At 68.2% G+C, this 20,330-nt stretch carries 22 protein-coding genes; 14 read left to right on the forward strand and 8 right to left on the reverse strand.

What is annotated here, in order from left to right; all coding sequences use genetic code 11:
* The first annotated feature begins 420 nt into the window (after window positions 1–420).
* Both JGR64_RS08480 and JGR64_RS08485 read left to right on the forward strand, forming a co-directional pair.
* Entirely contained in the window at window positions 421–951 is a 531-nt protein-coding gene (locus tag JGR64_RS08480) for a DUF1036 domain-containing protein (protein WP_199372933.1), read from the forward strand.
* A gap of 190 nt (window positions 952–1,141) precedes the next feature.
* Window positions 1,142–2,203, forward strand: coding sequence for a DUF3667 domain-containing protein (locus JGR64_RS08485; RefSeq protein ID WP_199372934.1), 1,062 nt, complete (start codon window positions 1,142–1,144; stop codon window positions 2,201–2,203).
* A 115-nt stretch (window positions 2,204–2,318) separates the two neighbouring features.
* Here JGR64_RS08485 and JGR64_RS08490 read toward each other — a convergent pair whose 3' ends face one another.
* The 3 genes from JGR64_RS08490 to JGR64_RS08500 all read right to left on the reverse strand — a co-directional run bounded on the left by JGR64_RS08490 (window position 2,319) and on the right by JGR64_RS08500 (window position 6,523).
* Window positions 2,319–4,883, reverse strand: a complete 2,565-nt coding sequence (locus JGR64_RS08490; RefSeq protein ID WP_233348026.1) for a TonB-dependent receptor — start codon at window positions 4,881–4,883, stop codon at window positions 2,319–2,321.
* Between the two features lie 158 nt (window positions 4,884–5,041).
* Entirely contained in the window at window positions 5,042–5,641 is a 600-nt protein-coding gene (locus JGR64_RS08495; RefSeq protein WP_199372935.1) for a YdeI/OmpD-associated family protein, read from the reverse strand.
* A 63-nt stretch (window positions 5,642–5,704) separates the two neighbouring features.
* Window positions 5,705–6,523, reverse strand: a complete 819-nt coding sequence (locus JGR64_RS08500; protein WP_199372936.1) for an alpha/beta hydrolase — start codon at window positions 6,521–6,523, stop codon at window positions 5,705–5,707.
* Window positions 6,524–6,726: 203 nt separating this feature from the next.
* On the opposite strand from JGR64_RS08500, the gene JGR64_RS08505 reads away from it, so the two are divergent.
* On the forward strand, window positions 6,727–7,170 hold the full coding sequence (locus tag JGR64_RS08505; protein WP_199372937.1) for a VOC family protein: 444 nt from the start codon (window positions 6,727–6,729) through the stop codon (window positions 7,168–7,170).
* A complete protein-coding gene (locus JGR64_RS08510) occupies window positions 7,167–7,646 on the forward strand; it encodes a VOC family protein (RefSeq protein WP_199372938.1) in 480 nt (159 codons plus the stop codon). The genes JGR64_RS08505 and JGR64_RS08510 overlap by 4 nt, the downstream gene beginning before the upstream one ends.
* A 16-nt stretch (window positions 7,647–7,662) precedes the next feature.
* On the opposite strand, the gene JGR64_RS08515 is transcribed toward JGR64_RS08510, so the two are convergent.
* The 3 genes from JGR64_RS08515 to JGR64_RS08525 all read right to left on the reverse strand — a co-directional run bounded on the left by JGR64_RS08515 (window position 7,663) and on the right by JGR64_RS08525 (window position 10,371).
* A complete protein-coding gene (locus tag JGR64_RS08515) occupies window positions 7,663–8,763 on the reverse strand; it encodes an alkene reductase (protein ID WP_199372939.1) in 1,101 nt (366 codons plus the stop codon).
* 75 nt (window positions 8,764–8,838) lie between these two features.
* Window positions 8,839–9,792, reverse strand: a complete 954-nt coding sequence (locus JGR64_RS08520; RefSeq protein WP_233348028.1) for a DUF4344 domain-containing metallopeptidase — start codon at window positions 9,790–9,792, stop codon at window positions 8,839–8,841.
* Window positions 9,793–9,870: 78 nt separating this feature from the next.
* Window positions 9,871–10,371: a GFA family protein gene (locus JGR64_RS08525; protein ID WP_199372940.1), complete on the reverse strand. Its 501-nt coding sequence runs from the start codon at window positions 10,369–10,371 to the stop codon at window positions 9,871–9,873.
* A 163-nt stretch (window positions 10,372–10,534) separates the two neighbouring features.
* On the opposite strand from JGR64_RS08525, the gene JGR64_RS08530 reads away from it, so the two are divergent.
* From JGR64_RS08530 to JGR64_RS08540, 3 genes are all read left to right on the forward strand, one after another.
* Window positions 10,535–11,323, forward strand: a complete 789-nt coding sequence (locus JGR64_RS08530) for an SHOCT domain-containing protein (RefSeq protein ID WP_199372941.1) — start codon at window positions 10,535–10,537, stop codon at window positions 11,321–11,323.
* A 68-nt stretch (window positions 11,324–11,391) separates the two neighbouring features.
* Window positions 11,392–12,090, forward strand: a complete 699-nt coding sequence (locus JGR64_RS08535) for an SIMPL domain-containing protein (protein ID WP_234446934.1) — start codon at window positions 11,392–11,394, stop codon at window positions 12,088–12,090.
* Window positions 12,091–12,109: 19 nt separating this feature from the next.
* Window positions 12,110–13,609, forward strand: a complete 1,500-nt coding sequence (locus tag JGR64_RS08540; RefSeq protein WP_199372943.1) for an FG-GAP-like repeat-containing protein — start codon at window positions 12,110–12,112, stop codon at window positions 13,607–13,609.
* A gap of 111 nt (window positions 13,610–13,720) precedes the next feature.
* On the opposite strand, the gene JGR64_RS08545 is transcribed toward JGR64_RS08540, so the two are convergent.
* Window positions 13,721–14,281: a hypothetical protein gene (locus tag JGR64_RS08545; protein ID WP_199372944.1), complete on the reverse strand. Its 561-nt coding sequence runs from the start codon at window positions 14,279–14,281 to the stop codon at window positions 13,721–13,723.
* A gap of 274 nt (window positions 14,282–14,555) precedes the next feature.
* On the opposite strand from JGR64_RS08545, the gene JGR64_RS08550 reads away from it, so the two are divergent.
* On the forward strand, window positions 14,556–15,218 hold the full coding sequence (locus JGR64_RS08550) for a hypothetical protein (protein ID WP_199372945.1): 663 nt from the start codon (window positions 14,556–14,558) through the stop codon (window positions 15,216–15,218).
* A gap of 16 nt (window positions 15,219–15,234) precedes the next feature.
* On the opposite strand, the gene JGR64_RS08555 is transcribed toward JGR64_RS08550, so the two are convergent.
* The gene (locus JGR64_RS08555) at window positions 15,235–15,708 is read right to left on the reverse strand and encodes a nuclear transport factor 2 family protein (protein ID WP_234446935.1); all 474 of its coding nucleotides are present in this window, start codon (window positions 15,706–15,708) and stop codon (window positions 15,235–15,237) included.
* Between the two features lie 173 nt (window positions 15,709–15,881).
* Between JGR64_RS08555 and JGR64_RS08560 the strand changes: the two genes are divergently transcribed.
* The 6 genes from JGR64_RS08560 to JGR64_RS08585 all read left to right on the forward strand — a co-directional run bounded on the left by JGR64_RS08560 (window position 15,882) and on the right by JGR64_RS08585 (window position 20,305).
* Window positions 15,882–17,039 carry a beta-eliminating lyase-related protein gene (locus JGR64_RS08560; protein ID WP_199372947.1) on the forward strand — a complete coding sequence of 386 codons (1,158 nt, stop codon included), beginning with the start codon at window positions 15,882–15,884 and terminating at the stop codon, window positions 17,037–17,039.
* A 244-nt stretch (window positions 17,040–17,283) separates the two neighbouring features.
* Complete coding sequence (locus JGR64_RS08565; RefSeq protein ID WP_199372948.1) at window positions 17,284–18,237, forward strand: TerC family protein; 954 nt, start codon at window positions 17,284–17,286, stop codon at window positions 18,235–18,237.
* Window positions 18,238–18,360: 123 nt separating this feature from the next.
* Window positions 18,361–18,771 (forward strand): RcnB family protein, encoded by a 411-nt coding sequence (locus tag JGR64_RS08570; protein WP_199372949.1) that lies wholly within the window; start codon window positions 18,361–18,363, stop codon window positions 18,769–18,771.
* A 79-nt stretch (window positions 18,772–18,850) separates the two neighbouring features.
* Window positions 18,851–19,294: an FKBP-type peptidyl-prolyl cis-trans isomerase gene (locus JGR64_RS08575; RefSeq protein WP_199372950.1), complete on the forward strand. Its 444-nt coding sequence runs from the start codon at window positions 18,851–18,853 to the stop codon at window positions 19,292–19,294.
* 45 nt (window positions 19,295–19,339) lie between these two features.
* Window positions 19,340–20,146: a beta-eliminating lyase-related protein gene (locus JGR64_RS08580; protein ID WP_199372951.1), complete on the forward strand. Its 807-nt coding sequence runs from the start codon at window positions 19,340–19,342 to the stop codon at window positions 20,144–20,146.
* Window positions 20,147–20,161: 15 nt separating this feature from the next.
* Window positions 20,162–20,305, forward strand: a complete 144-nt coding sequence (locus JGR64_RS08585) for a DUF188 domain-containing protein (RefSeq protein WP_255531422.1) — start codon at window positions 20,162–20,164, stop codon at window positions 20,303–20,305.
* Window positions 20,306–20,330 lie beyond the last annotated feature (25 nt).

Consider the following 20,330-nt stretch of genomic DNA (forward strand, 5'->3'; position numbering starts at 1 on the left):
ACGGAAGCCCTCGCCTCCAGCTGTAAACACGCCAACCGCTGCGCAAATGGGCCGGCGGGTGCGCCTGTCCACCTATCGTGGGAGCAAGGAGGCCCAGCGACAAGCCGCCACAGCGCAGGTCCAGCCGTGCGGACAGCGTGACGCCAGGTGCAGCGGCATCCTCGATTGACGAAAACCGTGAACCCGCCGTCGTGGCCGACCACGACGCCAAGGCAGCCGCTGCCGCAGAGGTCGTCTACCGCAAGCGCGACCGTGTTGCGCGTCGTCGGTGCGTAATCAAAGGCCTGCGGCGGTAGCAGCGCGCCGTCGCGACTCTTGGCGCTACCCATGGTGCGGGACGATCAGCCACATGTCCGTCCCCGCACATTTCCGGCGTTGGCGGCAGTACTGACCTCGCGCCGCCATGCAAGGAGACTGGTCATGACCGCAAGTTCGACAATGCGCTGGACCATCGCTCTGCTGAGCGTGGCACTGCTGGCACCCACATCTCCAGCAGCCGCGGCGCCCGGCGATGCCCTGATCATCTGCAACAAGAACCAGACCTACGACGTTGCACTGGCCATCGCGACCAAAGCGGTGCCCCGTGGCATCGCCGCATTGATGGCATCCGGTTGGCGCCGGGAAGGTTGGTGGACCATTCCGGCGGGCCGCTGCGAAAACACCATGACGCTTCAGGACGTCCAGAACTACGAAATCTGGCTGCACGTGCTGGTCGTAGGCGGAACCCAGATCCACTTCAGCGGTGCCGGAGGCCAGGATGCAAACGTCTGCCTGCATCCCACGAAGGCATTTGACGAGTTCTCGTGGAACCCGCAGGACATGCAGGCATGTCGAGCAGAAGAAAGACGGGAGCGATTCTCGTACATGGGAAGCGTTTACGTCGAAGACGATGCCTACTCGATCTACAACCACGAAAATCGCACCTTGGACCTGGAATTCACCTATCCCTGAGTCCGGACGATTCGCGCCTCTGGCGCCGGATCACCGCCGCCCGTTATCGTGTGCGCCGCCGTTCACGATCCTGGGGCAAACGCGAGTGACAGAGCAGGCCATCCCGACCGTTGCGCAGCCTGCGCCAAGCTGGTGCGAAAACTGCGCTGCCGCACTGCATGGCACGTTCTGCCACGACTGCGGGCAGTCCATGCACAACCCCATCCGGCATGCCGGGCATGCGGTGGAGGAATTCTTCGAGGCCTTCTGGCATCTGGACGGGCGGCTGTTCCGCACCCTGCGCGACCTCGTCTTGCCGGGAAGAGTCGCGATCAACTACCTGGCCGGCCACCGCGCCCGCTACATTGCGCCGCTGCGGCTGTTCGTGGTGCTCAGCCTGCTCACGTTCTTCATCGGCTCGGCGGCCGTGCACATCGAGGAGGGTGCGGTCGACGTGGAAGGCATCGAGGCGATCACCTCGGCCGGCACCGTCGAAGAAGTCGAGCGTGTTCGCGACCGGATGGTCGGGGACATCGAGCGGGCGCGCACGGCGGCCGGCAATACCCCCGGCGTGATGCCGTCGCTGGTGGCCGCGGAAGTGCGGATCCGCGGGGCGGCGGCCAACCGCGTCGTCGAACTGGGCGGCCGACCCAAGCCCGGCGCCGCCGGTGCCGATGCGGGCGCGCCGCCGGCCGGCCCCGAAGGCCTGCAGTTCAACATGCTCGGGCACCGCGGCGAGTGGAATGCCCGGGACAACCCCGTCGTGGTCGGCTGGTGGCCCGGGTTCGCCAACGACTGGCTCAACCGCAAGATCGGCAACCTCGAAATGAACATGCGGTCGCTGGACAGCGCCAGCGCCGACACTTGGCTGCAGGCGGTGATGTCCGCGGCACCGTCGGCGCTGTTCCTGCTGGTGCCGGTGTTCGCGCTGCTGCTGAAGGTCGCCTACCTGTTCACGCGGCGCCTGTACCTCGAGCACCTGGTCGTGGCGCTCTACAGCCACGTGTTCCTGCTGATCATGCTGTCGCTGGCGTTCGTGCTGTCGGTGCTGGACGGCCTGGTGGCCTCCACCACGGCGAACACCCTTCTCGGCCTGGGCATGGCGGCGGTGCTGCTGTGGATGCCGCTTTACCTGCTGCTGATGCAGAAGCGGGTGTATGGCCAGGCCTGGTGGCTGACGCTGCTCAAATACCTGGTGCTCGGCTTCATCTATTTCATGATGCTGGCGACCGCGACCGTGCTGGTGTTCCTGGCGCGGATGACGACGGCCTGACGGGCCAGTGCCGCGACGAGATCGCGTCGTCGCACGGGTTGGGCGGGCTGCCCCGCGCACCGCGCGCACGGAGGCAGCCAGCAGCTGGCCACCTCCGTGCCGCCGCCCGGCGGAATCAGAACGTATAGCCCACGCGCGCGTAGTAGAAGCCGCCGTTGAAGCCGTACGGTGCATGCACGGGGTAGCGCGCACCGGCCACACCTCCCCACTGGTTCTCTTCGGGCACCTCGTCGAAGATGTTCTGCGCGCCGACGTTGAAGTACAGGCCTGACGAGAACTTCCAGCCGATCTCGGCATCCACGGTGACGGCGCTGTCGCCGTAGATCGGCAGGCCACCGTCTTCGGCGAGGATCACGTCGCTGTCGAGGTGGTCCTCGTAGAACGAGCCGTAGTAGTTCACCCGCAGGTTGGCGTTGAACACCTCGCGCTGGTGGCTGACGCTGAAGTAGCCCTTGGTGCTTGGCAGCGAATCCTCCAGCTTCTTGACCCTCGCTTCGGAAATGATCCCCGGCGTGAAGCTGTCGACTTCGGTCCGGTTCCAGTTCGCCGCCAGCGAATACGTGGTGGCGCCGCCGAAGTGGTCGCCGGTGAAGCTGGTGACCAGGTCGACGCCCGACGTGGTGGTGTCGAAATCGTTGACGAAGAAGCCCACGCGGCTGAGGGTGGCCGCCTCGCTGATGCCCGCCGCGATCAGCGCGGCGCGGTCGGCATCGGTGAGGGTGAAGTCGGTGCTGCGCGCGATGCGGTCGGTGACTTCGATCCGGTAGGCGTCGAGCGTCGCCTGCCAGCCCTCACTGCTCCAGACCAGGCCGAGCGAGACGTTCTTCGACTCTTCCGGCGTCAGCGGCTCGCCACCGTAGAACACGGCCACCGGGTTGGTGGACGGCAGGGTGGCGGTGTCGCGCAGCTCGCCATCGATGAACGAACTGGTGACCTGGCTGACGTTGGACTGGCCCGGGGTGGGCGCGCGGAACCCGGTGCTGAGCGCGCCGCGCAGGGCGAATTCCTCGGTGAAGTCGTAGCGGCCGGTCAGCTTCCAGTTGGTGGTCCCGCCGAAGTCGCTGTAGTCCTCGTGACGTACCGCCGCGGCCAGCAGGAACTGCGGCGTCAGACGCGCCTCCGCGTCCACGTACAGCGCCCAGTTGTCACGGTTGAAGGTGCCGGCGATGCGCGGGTTGAAGCCGGGGAAGCCGTTCGATCCGATGCTGAAGCCCTGCTCGGTGAGCGGTCCGATCCCGAACGACGCGGGATCGCCGGCCTTGATCTCGAACTCCTCCTCGCGCCACTCCGCACCCATGGCCAGGCGGATCGGCCCGTCGGTGAACCCGGTCTCGATGTCGTGCCCGACGTCGAAGTTGACGTTGCGCTCGGTCTGCACGTTGCCGCCGGGATTGAAGCGCAGGCCGGCCGGTTGATCCGGGCCCAGGGACGCGTTGACGGTGTTGAGCAGGAAGAAGTCGACGTTGTTGCGGCCGTAGGACAGGCTGAAGTCCCAGCTCCAGCTGTCGGCCCACATGCCCTTGGCGCCCGCGGTGACGGCGCGGTCTTCCATCTCGCCGCCAAAGCTCGGGGTAAAGCCGCCAGGAATGCCGGAAAGGAAGGTGAAGCAGTTGGCCGGCAGCGCCGCCACCTGCGCGCCCACCGTGGCATACGGGATCAGGTTGCCGGCGGCATCGCGCAGCGCGATCGTCGGGCACGCGGCGCCGTCGAGCGAGCCGATCAGCAGCGTCGCGCCTTCGTCGTTGGTGTACACGCCGGCGCGCGAGGTCGGATCACGGTAGTAGAACGCGCCGATCACTTCGCGCTTGGCGTAGTTGCCGAACAGGTAGAAGTCCGCGACCTCGGTCGTCATGCCCATGTTGGCGACGAACTTCAGGTCGTGGTCGGTCTCCGGCAAACCCCAGACCTGCACCGGGTTGAGCACGCCGGGGTAGCCCGCCGCGGCCGTGGCCGCCGCATCGTCACGCTGCACGCTGCGCGAGGTCGGGTCGGCGGCGCGCCACTCCGCGGTCAACGTGGCGAAGCCATTCGCCGTGAGCGGCAGGCCCAGCTGTGCGCTGTATTGCTGGGTGAAACCGTCGCCGTCGTAGAACTGGCCGCCGAAGGCCTCCACGGTGCCACCCGTGTCCAGGCGCTTGAGCTGGAAATTGATGACGCCGGCGATGGCGTCCGAGCCGTACTGTGCCGCCGCGCCGTCACGCAGCACTTCCACCTGTTCCAGCGCCAGCGAGGGAAACACCGAGATGTCCGGCCCCTGCGAACCGTCGGACAGGCCATGGCCGAGGAAGGTGATGACCGCCGCGCGGTGGCGGCGCTTGCCATTGACCAGCACCAGCGTGCTGTCCGGCGGCAGCCCGCGCAGGTTCGCCGGGCGTACCAGGGTGGCGGCATCGTCGATCGGCACGGTGCTGACGTTGAACGAGGGAATCAGCGTGCGCAGCTTGTCGAGCACGTCGACGGAAGGCTGGGCGTGGAAGTCCGCGCCTTCGATGATGTCGATGGGCACCGCCGATGTCGTTTCCGACCGCGGACTGGTGCGCGAACCGAGCACCGAGACGGTACCCAGGTTGGTGGTCCGCTTTGCTTCATCCTGCGGCTCCGGCGCCTGTGCCTGCGCGCTGGCAATGCCGGCGACCGACAACATCGTGGTGGCCAGCGCGAGCCGGACGCCCACGGACATGGAGTGCCGCGCCAGGCAGCGCCTGGCAGTCAAGTGCGTCATCGAAGTTCCCCTCTCGCTTGGATGGATTGGGTACCGCTACTTCGCCGTTCGCCCCTGTCCGTACCGGCTCGTCTCGCGTTTAACAGACCTTTAACGTCTTGGCAAGAACATTTTCATCAGCACTTCGCGTACTTCCAGTTGCGCGACTTGCCCTCCGCCAGCCACTCGACCGACTGCGCAACGCGGCGCGCGCGCGTCTCGTCACGCTTGGCCTCGGTGATCCACTCCGCGTATTCGCGCCGCTTGCCGGGCGGAAACCCGTCCCAGGTGCGTTGCGAAGCCGCGTTGGTCGCCATTGCCGCGGCAAGGTCGTCCGGCAGGCTGGGCGGCGGCTTGGGTGCGCTCACCGCGCGCGCGGCGCCGCCGGCTTCGACCAGCGCCATCGCCGCGTGCACGTGCCGGGTGGTCTCGCGCTTCGCCGGCAGGTCCGCGGGCGAAGTGAGGCGGCCGTATTGCCCCATCCCCTGCCCCAGTGCGGCATTCGCCTCCACCACCTGCTTGCCGAGCCAGAGATTGAAGGCCGCGTGCTGCTTGAAGCCGGCCATCCCCGCGATCAGCTTGCCGCGATACAGGAAGGCCGGCGCGCCCCATTTGATGGCTTCCTCGACGTCGGCACAGGCGGCGTGGACGCGCGCGCGCAGTTCGTTGAGGATCGGCTGCGCGAAGTCGGCCTGGCGGGCGATGTAGGCGTCGATGCGCGGGTCTGGCATGGGCATGGCGTGCTCCTCGGCTGTCGCGCAATGCTAGCCGGCGCGACAGGGCTGGCGCGGCCCGGCGGTTCACTCCACCGGGTCGGCCAGGAAGCGGAGCGCCGCGTCTTCGAACGGACGCGCGTTTTGGTCGAACAGCGGCACGTGGTCGCCGCCGGGCACGATCCACAGCTCCGCGTCCGGGATCGCGGTGTACAGCTCCACCGGGATGCCCACCGGAAAGAACTCGTCGCGATCGCCATGCACGATCAGCGTGCGCGCCTGGATCCGCGCGAGCTCCTGCGCTGACATGCCGATGTCCTCGTCGTTGTCCTTGAAGTCGTGGAACCGCTTCAGCAGCCCGTCCACCTGCGCCGGGCCACGCGTTGCGCAGGCGTCGAAGAACGCCCGCACCGGCGGCGGGAGGTTGCCCGGCGTGCCGCGCATGATCTGGCGCGCCTGCTCCGGAAAGTGGTGCGCCGCGCCGATGACCGCCATGGCCTCGATGCGCTCCGGCTGCCTGGCCGCCGCATGCAGCAGGGTCATGCCGCCCGCGCTGATGCCCATCGCCTTGACGTGCTCCAGACCCAGGTGGTCGAGCAGACCCAACAGATCGCCCGCGGAATCCTCGAACAGGAACGGCCCCTCGAATTCGCCCGAACTGCCGTGACCGCGCAATTCCATCGTAATTACCCGGTACTGCTTCGACAGGCCCGGAATAAACGGGGTCCACACGCTGGCGCAGTCGCCAAAGCCGTGGATCAGCACCAGCGGCTCGCCGCTGCCCGCGTCGGTCCAGGCGATGTCCACGCCGTTGACGCGCGCCAACTGCGGCGCGCAGAGCGCCATCGTCGGCAGCAGGCAGAGGCTGGCCAGCAGCAGGGAGCACAGGCGGCGGGTGGGATTCATGCGGCGGCGTCCTCGCGTTGCGGTCAAAGGGCCAACGCGATGCCGCGCGAAGTGCGGCCGCGGATCCCGCCGTCCCGGCACGTGCATGGCGCCCCAGCGCGTGCTGCAGCGCCCGCAGCGCGCCCTCGCGCACGCTCTCGCGGCCCGTTAACGGCTGCCGGCGTACGAAGGCGATTCACCCTGCCGACCACATGGGAGACCCCGTGAAAATCGTCACCAGCCTGAGCTTCCAGGGGCAATGCCGCGAAGCGTTCGAGTTCTACGCCAAGGTGCTCGGCGGCAAGATCACCGCCGCGTTCCCCTACGCCGATGCGCCGCCGGACATGCCGATCAGCGACGAGAAGTACAAGACGTGGCTGATGCACTGCTGGCTCGAGGTCGGTGACCAGGCACTGATGGGCGCCGACATGGACGTCGACTGGGCGCCCGATGTGGACAAGCCCAAGAACGGCTTCGACGTCACCGTGCACACCGATGACATCGACAAGGCGCGGCGCTGGTTCGAGCAGCTGGCCGAAGGCGGCAAGCAGGTGATGCCGTTCGCGGCAACCTTCTGGTCGCCGGGCTACGGCGCGCTGGTCGACCGCTTCGGCGTGCCGTGGATGGTCAACACCATCCCGGCGACGGATTGGAAGCCACAGCCATGATCGCCAGGAACACCATCTGCCTCTGGTACGAGAGCGACGCACTCGGCGCCGCCACCTTCTATGCCAGGACCTTCCCCGACAGCGCCGTCACCGCCGTCAACCGCGCGCCCGGTGACTACCCGTCGGGCAAGGAAGGCGACGTGCTGACGGTCGAGTTCACCGTGCTGGGCATCCCCTGCCTCGGCCTCAACGGCGGCGACACGTTCAAGCAGAGCGAGGCGTTCTCGTTCCAGGTGGCCACCGACGACCAGGCCGAGACCGACCGCCTGTGGAACGCCATCGTCGGCAACGGCGGCCAGGAGAGCGAATGCGGCTGGTGCAAGGACAAGTGGGGCGTCTCCTGGCAGATCACTCCTCGCGTCCTCACCGAGGCCTACACCGGCTCCGACCGCGCCGCGGCCAAGCGCGTGTTCAACGCCATGATGACCATGCGCAAGATCGACGTGGCCGCGATCGAGGCGGCGCGCCGCGGTTGAGCGCCGCGCGTGCCGCTCACGCGCCGAGTGTCGGGTAATCGGTATAGCCACGCGCATCGCCGCCGTAGAACGTGGACCGGTCCGGCGTGTTGAGGTCGGCACCCGTGCGGAAACGCTCAACAAGATCCGGGTTTGCGATGTACAGGCGGCCAAAGGCCACCGCATCCCCCACGCCGCCCGCGATCAGCGCCTCGGCGCTTTCGGCCGTGTAGCCGCCGCAGAACACCAGCGTGCCCGGGAAGTCCTGGCGCAGCGCTCGGCGGAACGAGTCGCTCAGCTTCGGGCCACCGGCCCAGTCCGGCTCGGCGATGTGCAGGTAGGCGATGCCGCGCTGGGTGAACTCGCGCGCCAGGTACAGCGCGCTTTCCTCGGGCTCGAGGTCGGCGATGTCGTGGCCGGTGAAGTGCGGCGACATGCGCACGCCCACGCGCCCCGCGCCCAACTCGGCGATCACCGCATCCACCACCTCCAGCACGATGCGGGCACGGTTCTCGAGCGAGCCGCCGTAGCCGTCGGTACGCCGATTGCTGTTGGTCGCCAGGAACTGCTGCAGCAGGTAGCCGTTGGCCGCGTGGATCTCGACCATGTCGAAGCCGGCGCGGTCGGCGCGCCGGGCCGCCTGCACGAACTCCTCGATGACCGCCGGGATCTCGCCGGTCTCCAGCGCACGCGGCAGGGTCGACGGCAGGTTGGCGGGCGTGCCGTCGGCCTGGATCACGAAACACGTCGCGCCCTTGGCGACGATGGCCGATGGCGCGACCGGCACGGCGCCATCGGGCCGCAGCAGCGGATGCGAGATGCGCCCGACGTGCCACAGCTGCGCCGCGATCCGGCCGCCGCGCGCGTGCACCGCATCGGTCACCAGCTTCCAGCCGGCTTCCTGCGCGTCGCTGTAGATGCCCGGCGTGAGCGCATAGCCCTGGCCCTGCGGCGAGACCTGCGTCGCCTCGGACACGATGAGCCCGGCACCAGCGCGCTGCGCGTAGTACTCGGCGTTCATGGCGGTCGGCACGTCGCCGGGCTGGCCGGCGCGCGAGCGCGTCAGCGGCGCCATCAGCACGCGATTGGGCAGCGCCACGGCGCCGGCCTGGACGGGTGAAAGCAGGTTCGGATGCATCGGGGGGGCACTCGGTGTGGGCCGGTCAGGATGCCCCCACCGGGCGCAAGCCGCCACCGCGCGGCCGTCCAGGGCTCACCCCTGTCGCTCCAGGTAGCGCGCCGCCTCCTCCAGGTACAGCTCGAAGCCCGGCGCCAGGTGCGGCAACAGCAGGCGCAGCCAGGCCCGGGTGGCCAGCCGCGTCTCGCGCGGGCAGACCTTCGCGCGTGCGGGGGTCAGGTCCCCGGCATCCACCATGTTGGCGAACGCGGCCGGGTCGGTGCCGTAGATCAGGCACTGCAGGTTGAAGTAGCGCTGTTCGCCCAGCGCGTGCTCGTCGGCATACGCGTCCAGGTTGTAGGCGCCTGTACTCCGCGACAGCAGCCAGTCCGCGGCCATGCGCAGGTTGCCGATCACCTGGTCGGAGGTTTCGTCCAGGCCGGCGAACCGCAGCATCAGGATCGCCGCCAGCTGGTCCACCGCATCCTCCTGGCGCCCGGTGACCGGCAGGTCCAGTAGCTGCACCAGTGCGTGCCCGGTTTCGTGCAGCACGATGAAGCGGATGTTGGCGCGTACGTAACGCAGCGGATGGTCATCACCCAGCCCGCCCATGCGCTGCTGCTCGCGGCCGCGCTCGTAGAGCGTGCGCAGGGTTTCGTAGCACAGCACCACCTCCGCCTCGGCCGGCCGGTAGAAGGCACCGAACTCGCCGCACTCGGCGGTGACATAACGCAGGCGCCGCGGCAGCACGAACAGGCCGTCGATCGCCTGCACTTCCGGCAGGCGGCGCAACAGGTCGGCGTCGCGCACGCGGACATGGATCTGCTGCAGGCCGGGCGAGTGCGGTGGCGTGTAGGCGTACTCGAACATCGGCACGACCTGTGCCGGCGCGTGGCCGGCTGACCGTTCCCTCGCGCGCACCACCGTGCGCGGCATGAGACCGGAGAGCCGGTGCTGCACCGTCTCGCGCGCGCCGTGGGCACCCGCCACGGGTCCGGGCACGGCGGCACAGCCGGCGGCAACCGACAACGCCGCAAGCAGCGCGATCATTCTCATCATTCCGACCAGAACACCCTCTCCGCGGTCCTCGAGCAAGTATGCAGGAGCACACCGGCACCAACCGGCCTCTCAAGCCGCGCCGATCTCGTCCAACTGGCCGTGGCGCCGATGCCAGTCCTCCAACGATTCATCGGGATACCCGTCGAGGTGCACGTCGCCACGCCCGTCGGGCACCTCCACCCAGTTGGCCTTTGAATCCAGCAGCATGTGCACCCGCTCGACGGCACGCGGCAGTGGCGTGTCGATGGCCGATGCATGCGGATGCACCAGCTCCGGCCACTCCGGATCGAACAGCCACAGCGCGCTGCCACAGTGCTTGCAGAAGTGCCGGCGCCCGGAACTGAGGCGGTGGCGGCCCTCGTCGTCACGGATCCGGGCCCGGTAGATGGCCACGTGCTCGCGGCCTTCGACCACGAGCGTGTCGGCGCGTGCACCCAGGTTCACCGCACTGCCACTGCCGCCCGCGGTCTTGCGGCAGATCGAGCAATAGCAGTGCTGGTAAGGCACCGGCGCGTACGCCTGGCAGCGGAAGCGGACCTTGCCGCAGTGGCAGGAGCCTTCGAGGTGCATGGCGGACATCCGGAAGCGGGGGCATAGACGCTAGTGCAAATTGCGCTTCAATCCCGTGAGTGCCGACGCGCCCGGCGCCACACGGCGCCCCCTCCTGAAGTCGACGCCGCAGCGGGTTACTCTTCGCACGTGGAAGGGGCCACGAATCCAGGGGATATCCAACATGAAGACTGCATTGCGAATCATGCTGCTCGCAGCATGCCTGGTTGCCGCACCGGCCTTCGCGGCCAGGATCGTGGCGGAGGACTACGCCATGCGCGTTCCTGCGGCGTCCACGCCCGGCACGGATATCCGCATCACGCTGATCGACAGTCGGCCCTATGTGCTCGACGGCGACAGCGATGAATCCTACGAGGGCATGTCACGCGAACTCTATGGCATCCCGATCAGCCGCAACACCGCCGACCGCACGCCGCTGGCGATGTACATCGGCGAACGGCTGCGCCTTGGATTCGAGCGAGCCGGGTACTCCGCCACGCTTGTGCCCAGTCCGAAGGGCACTGCAGCCGCGGAGCGCAGTCGCGCCATGAGCCACGACGGACCGGGGCTGCTCATGGTCATCACGCTGCGCGAGTGGTCCTACGACCAGGGATTCGCGAGCCCCGAGTTCACCCACGACGTCACCATCGACAGCTATGACGCGCAAGGCGACTGGCTTGCGACACAGGACTTCAAGGGCGTCGACCCCATGCCCAGGGGCGGGTGGAAGCATTTCAAGCGGCGTTATGCCGAGCTCTACCAGGACATCTTCGATCGCTTCCTTGCCTCGCCGGTTGTCCTGGCCGGTCTCGCAGGAGAGAGGACCGAGACGGTTCCGGCGCCCGCGGCACCTGCGACGCCCAGTCAAACGATCGAAGCCCGCCTGGCGGCGCTGAAAGAGCTGCGCGAAAGTGGCGCTATCGACGAGAGCGCCTACCAGGCGCAGCAGCAACGCATTCTTTCCGAGCTTTGAACCAGCGCGCCGAGCAAAGCAGACCGATCCGCAACCACTGCACCCGGAGTCCAGACATGCACCCATGGATGATCGCCGTCCTCCTCTCCCTGCTCTCCGCCACCGCCATGGCCGGCACCCCGCTCCCTGACGCTCCGCACGTCGTCGTGCAGGGCGAAGGCCTGGTCAGCGTGGCGCCGGACTCGGCGACCGTCACGATGGTGGTGCGCCAGCGCTCCGCCGATCCCGGCGAAGCCAAGCGGGTGGTGGACCGTGCGGTCAACGCGTTGCTCAAGGTGGCCCCGGGCTTCGACGTGGCACCCGATGACATGACGGCGTCCGACCTCGCCCTGCGCGAAGACATCGATTACGACGACAACGATCGCCCCCTGTCGCGTGGCCATGTCGCCAGCCGCGAAGTGAAGGTGCGCCTCGACGATCTCGACAGGCTCAGCGCTTGGCTCGACGCCGCACTGGCCGCCGGCTTCACCGATGTCTCCGATGTCACCTTCAAGTCCAGCAAGGAAGCCAGCCTGCGCGAGGACGCGCGCGCACGCGCGGTCGCCCACGCCCGCGAGAAGGCCGCAGGTCTCGCCGTGGCATTCGGCGGCGGCCTCGGACCGGTGTACAGCATCAACAGCCTCAACTCGATGCAGGCGGACGGCTACGGCAACACGACCCTCGACCGCATCCAGGTGACTGGCTCGCGCATCGACAGCGGCCGCTACCTGCAGCCGACGATCGACTTCACCGAACGCGTGTCGGCGGTGTTCGAGATCACACGGTGAATCAACGGGGAGAAGCGCAGTGCACAAGCTGATAGCGGTCGCCATGGTCCTTGCCTGCGCGTGCGCGCCGGCCGTCGCGGAACATGGGTTCGAACCCATTGCCGCGATCGCGCCCGACGCCCTGGGCGCATGGTCGGTGGCAGTGGGCGATGTCACCGGGGACGGCCTCGACGACGTGCTGGTGCTCGCCGCCGGCACCTCCTACTTCCGCAACCGCGTCGTGCTGTATGCCCAGGCCGCGAGCGGATTCGCCCCGCCCGTGGCCATCGAATACCACCCCGACCCGTTGAGCACCCAGGCGAACGCCCGGTACATGGCGGTGGCCGACCTCGACGCCGACGGTGACCTGGACATCCTGGTGTCCCACTACGAAACCCGGATGCTGACCGTGCTCCGCAACGACGGCGGGGCCTTCAGCCGCGAATCCTTTCCCACCACCAAGTCGTTCGGCCGGATGGAGTTCACCGATTTCAATGGCGACGGTCACCTGGACCTGGTCGGGGACGACGGCCACGGCTCCATCGGCGTCCTGCCCGGCCTCGGCGGCGCCCGCTTCGGCGAGGCGACCTGGCTGGGGATCACGAGCTCTCCCTCCACCTTCCAGCTGGCCGACGTCGGCGGCGACGGGCGGCTGGACCTGGTCTACCAGTCACAGGGCGTGGTGCAAGCGCGCATCAACGACGGCACCGGGTTCTCCGCAACCCCGCGCACCCTGCTGACGACGCAGCACACCGCCAGCATCGCCGCCGCGGATTTCACGGGGGACGGCCGCGCCGACATCGCCATCGCACTCAATTGGTGGCCAAGGCACACGATGGTCCTCCATCCGCAGGACCGCCATGGCAGGTATCGCTCCAGGGAGCCGCTGGGTGGCGGGCGCGGGACCATCGCCAGCATGCGCGGCCACGACCTCGACGGCGACGGCCGCCAGGACCTGCTGATGCTGACCCAGTCCCTTGATCGCGCGGTGGTGACCCGGCTCGCGCGCCCCAACGGTGGCTTTGCGCCGCCGGTGCTGCACGAGGTGGGCGTGGTCTGGGATTTCGCGCTGGGCGACGTCAATGGCGACGGCATCCAGGACCTGGTGCTGCTGGGCAGTTACGGCGGGGTGGCCTTCATGGCCGGCCGCAGCACGGTGGCAGGCAGCGACCTGGCGATCGCCCTGGAGCTTGACGCCGCCGCCGGCGCCGTGCGGGTCGACAACCTCGGCACCGGCCCGAGCGGCTCGTACGACGTCACGTTCCACCTCCAGGCGCGCCTCGGATCGGTCCACGCCACGGCCGTGCCGGACGGGTGCTGGCCGCCGGAAGAGGACGGCGCGCTCGAGGTCACCTGCCGCCTGCCCTCGATCGCGGCGGGCGCGCACCACCTGATGGAGTTCCCCTTCCGCATCCGCACAACCTCGCAGCGGAACTTCCTCATCGGAACGGCGCGCATCGACCGGTTCGCGGCCGACCTGCGGCCGGCCAACAACGTGGCGGTCAAGCGGATCAGCCTCCCCGCCCCCGGCAGTCCGTAGGGCGGGGAACGCTTCCGCACGTCACAGCATCAGTGCGAGCGTGTAGAGCCCCAGCGCCGCCAGTCCCGCCCGCTGCACGCGCACCGAAGGCCACGCCAGCAGCGCCCCGGCCTACCAGTAGCGTGCGGGGATGGCGTCGTCGCAGGGATTCGCGGGGCTGGTCATGATCAGCTGCAGCATCTGCGCGGTCTGCTGCGCGTACTCGGCGAATTGCGGGCCGTCGTCCATCGCGCGCTTGAACGCCACGGCCGAGCACATCGACCACGCCTGCGCGTTGTCCGGGTCCGACTCCGCCAGCGCCGCGTAGCGCTCGGCGATCGCCACGTGTTCCTCGTTGCTCTCCAGCGCCGCCATCGCGCCGGCCACGTCCACCTTTTTCAGGATCCACGGCGAGTCGGTCCCCACGCGCCCCGCCTCGATGGTCGATTCGTCGTGCACGCGAAGGTAGAAGTTGGACCCGGTGTTCGCGTTGTGGAACACGTAGGCGCCGCTGCCGTCGGGCGTATAGACCGAGCGCTTGTTCGGCTCCACCACCACCAGGTTGCCGCCGTCTTCCTCGACGTTGATCGAGTAGCTGCCGTCGGCGAGCACGAACGTGCCCTGCACCGCACCGGCCTGTCCCGCCCACAGCAACGCCGCCGCGGCCAGCGCCGCCTGCCAGATTCCACGCATCGCACATCCCCTGGTTGGCGCGGGCCCCCGCCCGCGTCGGGCGAGGATAACGCGCGCAACGCATCGCGCGCGCAGCCATGTGAACCCTGCACGGCCTGCCGCTGCTGGTGATGGGGCTGCTGCTGCGGACTGCCTTCGGCCTGCCATGGGCGCTCGGCGGACGCGATTGGCAAAGTGGAACGCGGGTTGCCTGGAGGGACGGCGGGGCCCGGCTAGACTCTCCTGTCGTCATTTGGCCCAGGCACCGTTGCCGGGCGCACCGGAGAAGAACGCCATGGACGCGTCCGTGCACCACCCTCGCCTGTCGCAGCGCGCATCGCGCCTGCCTTTTCTTGTCGCACCGTTCGCGTTGGCGCTCGTCGGGTGTGGCGCCGACAGCGGTGCCATTCCTGCGGCGTCGCTCGCCAATGTCAGCGGGCCGGCTCCGGAAAGGGCGCTGCCGGCGCCCGCCGACCTGCCGGACTGCAGTCGCATCGCCGCGGCGGCGGGCGCATTCCTCGAAGGGTGGACGCTGGATGGCGAGAGCGGACCCTGGGGCAGCACCGCCGAGCGCAAGCACGGCGTGAGCTGCACCTGGCTGTCGCCGCGCGCGCAGTCGAAGAACCCGTTCGAGGCCATCCAGGCCGCCAGCTTCGGCGTCATGGTCACCGCCGACCTCGACACCCAGTCCGAGTCCGAGGTGCGCTCCATCGGCTGGGCCGTCGACGATCCCGCCGTCCAGGCACTCGGCGGCCACCTGGTCTTCCCGTCCGGCCGCATCAACTTCAGCGGGCAGCTGTCGGCCGTGGGACCGCAGGTGGTCATCGGCAACGTCTCCGTGGGCCTCGCCCAGATGGGCGCGATGCTGGTCAACGAGATCGAGGAAGGCCAGCCGATGACGAACCGGCGGGCGGTGGATGTGGCGCTTGCGGTGCAGGAGCTGGTGCGACCTGATTGAGTAAATTCCGAAGTTGCTACGGAGTTGCGTCATCCGCGGCCGGTGCCGGATCGCCGGAAGGGTGGTCCACCACGTACAGCCACTTGCCGTCGACCAGCTTCTGCAGGTCGACATAGCGGCCGGTCTCCACCGAGGCGGTCTGCGTCGCCTTGTGCACGGCCGTGATCGCGTAGGTGCCCCAAGCGGTACGCGTGTCGCCCGAGGCGGACTCGCCCATCTGGCTCAGGCTGGCGTCCTTGATCTCGTGCTCGCTGAAGTAGTGCGCAAACCCGTCGCGGATCGCGGGCCGGCCCTGTGCCATCGGTCCGCCCGGGAACCACATGATTCCGTCTTCCACATAGCAGGCGGCCACGGCATCGGCATCGCCGACCTTCATGGCCGCGACGAAACACTGGCCGGCGGGCGATGGATCCGCCGCCAGCACGGCGCCGCTGGCGGTCATCAATCCGCACAGCAGCAGCCCGGTCACGCATCGTGTGTGCATGGACATGAAGTGGTCTCACTTGGGTGGCGGGCACGGCGTGGCCCAGAGAAAGGCAACGCGCGATCAGGGAACTGCCGGCCATCGCACCCTCGATCCAGCGTGGCGGCGAGGTGGTCATGGCGTTGGTTATGCTTCATGGCAGGCGTAGCTGCCCGCACGCCCTGCACCGAGGACCACACATGGATCGACGCCGCTTCCTTGGCGTGAGTGGAGTTGCCGCCGCGTCACCGATGCTGGCCGCACTGGGCGCACCCGCCACGGCAAACGCCGCCACGACATTGTTCAAGCGCGTGAACTTCGCGTCCGACGGGCTTGGGCTCAGCCCCGCCGAGTACGCAGCACTGCTGGGCGAAGTCGTGGCGCAGGACGGCTTCGAGCCCGACTACTACTCGCAGGGCGGCGCCATCCGCCAACTGGAGCGCAAGTTCGCCAAGCTGCTCGGCAAGGACGACGCGATCTACCTGCCCACCGGAACGCTGGCCAACCACCTCGCGCTGCGCAAGCTCGCCGGGGATGATCGCCGCGTGCTCGTGCAGGCGGAAAGCCACCTCTACAACGACAGCGGCGACTGCGCGCAGACCCTGAGCGGGTTGAACCTCGTGCCCCTGGCCGAAGGCGGCAGCACCCTCCCCGTCGAGGAGGTGGAGCGCTGGCTGGCACGCTCGAGCAGCGGCCGGGTCGAGACCCGCGTTGGCGTGATCGCGATCGAATCGCCGGTGCGTCGGCGCCATCACGAGATGGCCGACTTCGATGCACTCAAGCGCGTCAGCAACCTCGCCCGCGAGCGCGGCATCCGCCTGCACCTGGACGGCGCGCGCATGTTCAACCTGCCACTGCACTCGGGCCAGAGTCTCCACGCGTACAGCGCGCTGTTCGACACCGTGTACGTCTCGCTGTGGAAGCACTTCAACGCCGCCTCCGGCGCGATCCTCGCAGGGGATGCCGCGTTCATCGACGGCCTGTTCCACCAGCGGCGCATGTTCGGCGGCGCCCTGCCGCACGCCTGGCCCGAGGCCGCGGTGGCATTGCGGTTCGTCGACGGCTACCTCGAGGACTACGCGAAGTCATGGCAGGTGGCTGACCGGTTGATCGCACTGCTGCAGGACGACCGCCGGTTCTCCTTCGAGAAGCTGCCACGCGGTACCAGTCGGTTCTTCATGACAATGACAGGGGTCGCGCCGGAACTGTTCCGCGAACGGCTCGCAAAGCAGGGTGTTGTGCTGTCGCAAGGCCACCCCGACACCGGCCGGTTTGCGATGGAGGTGAACGCGTCGCTGTTGCGGGTGTCGGCGGACGCCCTGGCCGGCATGCTGATCAATGCGGCTGTGATCCCATGAACGATCTACCGGGCCACGCGGGTTGCGCGCCGCAGCCGGGGCACCGCACAATGCGCGCCGAAGGGGAGTAGCTCCCAGCGTGCAGGCCGTCATTACGAGCAGCGATGCTCCGGTCCCACGGCAGCCCACCGGGCTGTGAGCAAGACCTTCGCCGCGATGGCGAAGGTGCGTCCCCGGATCTCCGAGCAAGGGTTCCGTGCCGCCTGCGTCCGCGGGCGACCTCTCCCCCTGCCCGGAAATCACGATGGAAACGATAGGCAATGCCTGGTTGTGGGCCGGTTTCTCCGGCCTGGTACTTGTCGCGCTGATGGTCGACCTGGTGCTGATGCGCCATGGCGGCGCGCACAAGGTCACGTTCAAGGAAGCGACGTGGTGGAGCCTGGGCTGGGTGGCCCTGGCGATGGCCTTCAATGCCGCCCTGTGGTGGTACATCGGCCAGACCGCCGGCCCCGACGAGGCCCGGCGCGTGGGCCTCGAGTTCCTCACCGGCTACCTGGTGGAGAAGGCGCTGGCGGTCGACAACATCTTCGTCTTCCTGATGTTGATGACCTACTTCGCCGTGCCCGAGGTGCAGCGCCAGCGCGTGCTGGTGATCGGCATCCTCGTCGCGATCGTGCTGCGCGCGATCCTGATCTTCGCCGGCGCCGCGCTGCTGGCCCACTTCCACTGGATGCTCTACGTGTTCGGCGCGTTCCTGCTGCTGACCGGCTTCAAGATGTGGTTTGCCGCGGGCAAGGAGCCCGACCTGGAGAACAATCCGCTGCTGCGCTGGCTCACCGCACATGTGCCCTTCGTGCGCCGCTACCACGGCAGCGCGCTGTGGCTGGGCAGCGGCAGCCGTCGCAAGTTCACCCCGCTGTTCATCGTGCTGGTGATGATCGGCCTCACCGACGTGATCTTCGCGGTGGACTCGATCCCGGCGATCTTCGCCATCACCACCGACCCCTTCATCGTGCTGACCTCGAACGTGTTCGCGGTGCTGGGCCTGCGCGCGATGTTCTTCCTGCTGGCCGGCATGGCCGAGCGCTTCCACCTGCTGCCCTACGGCCTGGCGGTGGTGCTGGTGTTCATCGGCGCGAAGATGCTGCTGATCGACGTGTACAAGATCCCGGTGCTGTGGTCGCTGGCCGTCGTGGCCATGATCCTGGCCAGCACCGTGGTGCTGAGCCTGGCGCGCCCGCGAAAGGTTGCGCCGTGATCAACGCCTCGACGTTCCTGAGCGACCTGCATGCGGATCTGGAGTTGGAGGGCCTGTCGGCAGTACGTTCACCTTGCGACCGACAGCATGGGCCCCACTCATCCACCCCATGAGGTCGCTGCCATGAAACGCCTCCTGCTCGCCGCCGCGCTCGCCACCGTTGCCGTCTCCGCCGCCGGTACTGCCGAAGCGCGGGACAACCACCGCCATGACCGCTACGACCAGAAGGCCGAGCGCGACTACTGGAAGGACCGCCAGAAGGCCGAGAGGCGCGCCCGCAAGGACTACGAGAAAGCCGAGCGCCACTACTGGAAGGCCGTCCGCGAAGACGAGAAGGCGTACCGCCGCTGGGCGCGCGGCCAGTACATCCCGGTCGAGTACCGGCAGCCGCGCTACTACGTGCATGACTACCGCAGCTACGGCTGGGACGCGCCGCCGGCCGGCTACACCTACGTGCGCCCGCATCCGCAGGACGACACCTACTACATGATCGAACTCGCCTCCGGGCTCGTCGCGCGCATCTTGGGCGACTGAGGCGCGATTGTGGCGCGACCGGAGCGAGCAAGCCTCGCTCCGGGCTACCCTGCCGGTTCCGTCCAACGCGCCGCATCCCATGACCCGTCGCCTACTCCGCAATGCCGCCACGCTCTCCGTTCTGCTGCTGCTCGCCGCCTGCAGCAGCCCGCCGCCCTACAGCGGCGGGGACGTGGCCGAACTGCAGCGCATCGAAGTGACGACGGGCGAAGGCATTGCGGCCGCGGCCGGTGACGAGGTCAGCGTGCATTACACCGGCTGGCTCTACGACCAGCACGCGCCGGACAAGCGTGGCGCGAAGTTCGACAGCTCCCGCGATCGCGGCCAGCCCTTCGCGTTCGAGCTGGGCCGGGGCCGGGTGATCCGGGGCTGGGACGAGGGTGTGGTGGGCATGCAGGTTGGCGGGACACGCGAACTGCATATCCCCGCGTTCCTCGGCTACGGCGCCGAGGGCGCCGGCAGGACCATCCCGCCCGGCGCATCGCTGGTGTTCGAGGTGGAGTTGCTGGAGATCAGGAGGTAGCCGGCGCCGTGCAGGCTGGAAATCGGGACAACAGATCCAAAAGTAGTGGGCCCGCAGATCGGCTGGCGACAACTTGCGCTGCCTTTGCCTGACCCCGGGACGATGATCTCTATGGGCATCTGGGGCGTTGGACTCCAGATCGCTTCGCTACTCAAAATCGGGGGACGTCGCTCAATCAGCGGCCGGGTCGAGACCCACGCCAGAGTGATTGCGGTTGAAACGCCGGTGCGCCGGCGCCATCACGAGATGGCCGACTTCGATGAACTCCGCCGCGTCAGCAGCCTCGCCCGCGAGCGCGGCATCCGCCTGCACCTGAACGGCGCGCGGATGTTCAACCTGCCACTCCACTCCGGCCAGAGTCTCCACGCGTACAGCGCACTGTTCGACACCGTGTACGTCTCGCTGTGGAAGCACTTCAACGCCGCCTCCGGCGCGATCCTCGCCGGTGATGCCGGGTTTATCGACCGCCTGTATTACCAGCGGCGCATGTTCGGTGGCGCCCTGCCGCATGCCTGGCCCGAGGCCGCGGTGGCATTGCGGTTCGTCGACGACCACCTGGAGGACTACGCGAAGCCCTGGCAGGTAGCTGACCGGTTGATTGCATTGCTGCAGGAGGATCGCCGGTTCTCGTTCGAGAAGCTGCCACGCGGCACCAGTCGGTTCTTCATGACAGCGACTGGGGTCGCGGCGGAGCTGTTTCGCGAACGACTGGCGAAGCAGGACGTTGTGCTGTCGCACGACCATCCGGACACCGGTCGCTTTGCGATGGAGTTGAACGCGTCGCTGCTGCGGCTATCGGCGGAAACTCTGGCTGGGAAGTTCATCAATGCGGCTCGTGGTCGAGAGGATTGATCCGGGCGGATTTCGGTGCGGGACTTCATGGAAGAGTTGCGATGGGCCGGAGTGCAAACCGGCCGCCCCGCCGTCTTTGGCGCGCGCGACCGACAGGCGATTGCAAACCAGCTGTACGCGTTGCTGGCTCGACGGGCGCCGGCCCACGTCAACAATTAACGCCCCATCGGCGTCCCCCGCGCCA

The organism is Luteimonas sp. MC1572 (assembly GCF_016615815.1).
GTDB lineage: Bacteria > Pseudomonadota > Gammaproteobacteria > Xanthomonadales > Xanthomonadaceae > Luteimonas.